The sequence below is a fragment of the Micromonospora globispora genome, assembly GCF_003857015.1.
GTDB lineage: Bacteria > Actinomycetota > Actinomycetes > Mycobacteriales > Micromonosporaceae > Micromonospora > Micromonospora globispora.
Map to the genome: position 1 here is coordinate 1 of NZ_QGGF01000012.1, position 2,255 is coordinate 2,255.

1 protein-coding gene is annotated in these 2,255 nt (G+C 75.3%); it reads left to right on the forward strand.

Translation table 11 applies throughout. From position 1 onward, the window contains the following. Nucleotides 1–335: 335 nt before the first annotated feature. Nucleotides 336–2,255: phosphatase PAP2 family protein (locus tag DKL51_RS00275; RefSeq protein ID WP_124811601.1), on the forward strand; the 1,920-nt coding region annotated here is incomplete at its 3' end.

Genomic DNA, 2,255 nt, shown 5'->3' on the forward strand with positions numbered 1-2,255 from the left:
GGCCCATGGCGACCGCCGGTCGGCGGATGGTCGAGGGGGACTGGCGGGTCATCGTCCCGGTCGCCGGCACCGTCGCGGCGGTGGTCGGGGTGCTGGTGACGGCGCTGGCGGCGCGGCGACGTCCCCGCCGGGTCGGTCGCCGCCGGGCCTGATCCACGCCGACGGGCGGGCGGCGTACCGACCGGGCGGATCGGCGGCGTTGCCGCCCGGTCCGACGGCGCCTCGCCCTATGGTCGACTCATGCGGGACAGCGCAGCCGACAGGACGACGTCGCGGTCGGGCGCTGCCCCGCGAACCGGCGGAACCCGTCGGTCCACCGCCCGCTAGGGCCGGCCGTGCCTCGGACCCATCGGCCGTCACCGGGGCTGGTCTTCAGCCTGCTGGTGTCCGGCGGGTTGCTGGTGGTGGTGAGCCGCTGGGCCCGGCACCGGCCCCCCGGCCGCTGGGAGCGGGACCTCTTCGCGCTGGTCAACCACGTACCCGGGCCGGTCGGACCGGCGCTGGTGCTGGTCATGCAGCTCGGCGCGTACCCGGCGGTCCTGGTGGCGACGGCGGGTGCCGTCGCGGCCCGTCGGTTCGGGTTGGCCCGGGATCTCCTGATCGCCGGCAACCTCGCCTACTGGTCCGCCCGCGTCCTGAAGACCGTGGTCGGACGGGGACGACCGAAGGACTTTCTGGCCGACATCCGGTTCCACGACATCGTGACCGGACCGTTCGGGTACCCGTCCGGCCACATGGCGGTGGCGACCGCGCTCGGCATGGTGCTCGCCCCGGCCCTGCCCTACCGGGTGCGCTGGCTGGTCTGGTTCGCGGTGGCCGCGGTCGGGACCGCCCGGATCTACGTCGGCGCGCACCTGCCGGTCGACGTGCTGGGCGGGTTCCTGGTCGGCTGGTTCGCCGCCGGCCTCACCCGGTTGATCGTCGGCGACGTGGGCCCGGAGGACTCGGCCAGGCGGCTCCGCCAGGTGCTGCTCGGCCGGGGCATCGAGGTGGTCGACCTGGCACCCGTCCCGGGCGATGCCCGCGGCTCCCGCCCCTGGCAGGCCACCACCGCGGACGGGAGACGCCTCTTCCTCAAGGTCACCGGCGGCCGCCAGCGGGACGCGGACTGGCTCTTCAAGCTCTATCGGCGGGTTCGCTACCGCGGCATCGTCGACGAGCCGCCGTACGTCACCGCGAAGCAGAAGAGTGAGCACGAGGCGTACCTCCTGCTGCTCGCCGAGCGGGCCGGGGTGCGTACCCCGAGGTTGCTCACGACCGCCACCGACGAGGTCGGCGATGCGCTGCTGGTCCAGGAGTTCGTGCCCGGGCGACCGCTGGACGCGGCCGAACTGGACCGGGATACCCTCGACGACGTCTGCCGGCAGGTGGCCCGGCTGCACCGGGCCGGCCTGGCTCACCGTGACCTGCGGGCGGCCAACGTGCTGGTCGGTGACTCCTCGGCCTGTCTGGTCGACCTCAGCTTCGGTACCGACGACGCCTCCACCGACCAGCGGGCCCGGGACTTGGTGGAGCTCCTGGTCACCCTGGCCGCGCTGGCGGGCGTACGGCCGGCCGTCGATGCCGCCACCGGGGAGCTCGGTGTCGGCCCGGTCGCGGACACCCTGCCGTGGCTGCAACCGGCGCTGTTGTCCCGAGCCGGCCGTCGGCTGGCCGACAGCAGGCCCGGCCTGCTCGACGACCTCCGCGACGAGATCACCGGCCGCTGTCCCGAACGCCGGGGGCGCCTGGCGCGGGTCGTCCGGATCACCCGCCGGGACGTCTTCCTGCTGGTCATGCTTGGCCTGTTGGTGTACTTCCTGCTGCCGCAGATCGGTCAGGTGCGGGTCGCGCTGCACGCCGTGCTGCACGCCGACCCGCTGGCGGTGACCGGCACCCTGCTGGCCTCGGCCGCCACCTACCTGCTGAGCGCGCTGGCGCTGCGCCTCGCGGCGGCGAACCGGGTGCCACTCGGCCGCACGGTCACCGTCCAGGTGGCGGCGTCGTTCGTCAACCGGCTCGCGCCGGGCGCCCTCGGCGGTGCCGCCCTGAGCATCCGCTACCTGCGCCAGCAGGGCCTGCCGGTGCCGGCGGCGGCCACCGCGGTCGGCGTGGACCGGGTCGCGGGGGTCCTCGCGGTGGGCCTGCTGCTGCCTGTCCTGCTGCCGTTCGCCCGCGGGGCGCGGCGGCATCTGGTCGGCGCCACCAGCGGGCGGGGCCTGGCCGTGCTGCTGACGGTGCTGGCCGTGCTGCTGCTCGCCGCCGCCGCGTTCGCC